Annotated in this window: 1 protein-coding gene; it reads right to left on the bottom strand. The window is 23.9% G+C overall.

Annotation, left to right across the window (positions count from 1 at the left end):
- Positions 1 to 251: 251 nt before the first annotated feature.
- Complete coding sequence (locus EHV01_RS05535; RefSeq protein ID WP_422066586.1) at positions 252 to 1211, bottom strand: CPBP family intramembrane glutamic endopeptidase; 960 nt, start codon at positions 1209 to 1211, stop codon at positions 252 to 254.
- Between the last annotated feature and the right edge of the window lie 235 nt (positions 1212 to 1446).

Consider the following 1446-nt stretch of genomic DNA (forward strand, 5'->3'; position numbering starts at 1 on the left):
WATTTTTAAATAAAAGACATAATTAATTAAAATTATAATTTGCTATTAGTATCTTTTTAAAAATATTTACAATTATTTTAATAGGTTATGCAAGAAGTCTAATGATTAATAATAATATTGCTATAAATAAATCTCTAAAGAATCTTTTTTAGAAAATCATTAATTGTCTTAGAATATAACTAATTAAATATATATCTGCATAAGTTTGTTTCAAAAAAATAAAAAGCACTAAAGTGCTTTTTTAAAATTAATTATGCTAAAAATTTTGGTGCAGCAAGCATTAAAATGGCAACAATGCAATTATAACCAGCATGCGGAATTATGGTATATGTAACATTCCCATTAACAATAAGAAATAGCATTCCTAGTGTTAATGATGCTCCAATATATCCAATAAAATGTTCTCATTCACCGGTTCCAGCGACATGCATGCCAGCAAAGAAAATTGTTGATGCAACAAATCCAAGTCATTTGTTACCACTTAAACTAAAAATTCCGTGTCTAGTTGCTAAGTCTTCAACAACTGGAGCAATTAAAATTGTATAGATAAATAAGAAAGCAATATTTCACCATTTATCTAGTCCTTTAATTAAATTATTTTGATTGTTTGAAGTTGTTGCTGTTATTAATGATTGTAAATAAACAAAAAATAAATGAATTGAAAAAACAGCAATAATACTAATTGAGCAAACAACAAAAAGACGTTTGCAATCTTGTTTTAAAGTTAATTTAATTTTTTCAAAAATTAATGGTGATGACCGATAAAGAATAAAAATTGTCACCAATCCCGCAATTATTAATGTTAATAAATTAATTGTTGTTTTAACACTATCAGATGGATGAAACTGGTTTACAATGGTTCCAATTACTAAACCAATAATATTTGGAATAAAATAAAAATAATAAAAGGCAATAGCACCTGACCGCATAATTTCATTTTGTGCACCACTAATAACAAAATATGAACCAACTGCAACAATAATCCAACTAATAAAGTTCATCCCTGCTAAAGCATATTCATTATGTGTAAAAATATATGAAATTAGAATATTAATAAAAAAGGGAGCAAAAATAGCTGTTCCTAAAAAAATATAACCCGTATTTTTAAGTTTAACTAAATTAAAAGCAAAGGGAGCAGCACAATCAACTAATGTTGGTTTTAACTCATATCATGCTCTTTTAGGATTATAAACATTATCATTATTAGTCATTTTTATTACTCCTTTAAATCCTACTTTTTATTATATAATAAATTAGTTAAAAATCCATTTAAAATTTAAAATTATTTGGTACAGAATTTTGAATCCATCTATTAAAAAAGACATTTTGCAATGTCTTTTATTTAATAGACTTCTTGCATAACCTATTAAAATAATTGTAAATATTTTTAAAAAGATACTAATAGCAAATTATAATTTTAATTAATTATGTCTTTTATTTAAAAAT

The organism is Spiroplasma sp. hy2 (assembly GCF_044714365.1).
Taxonomy (GTDB): domain Bacteria; phylum Bacillota_I; class Bacilli_A; order Mycoplasmatales; family Mycoplasmataceae; genus Spiroplasma; species Spiroplasma phoeniceum.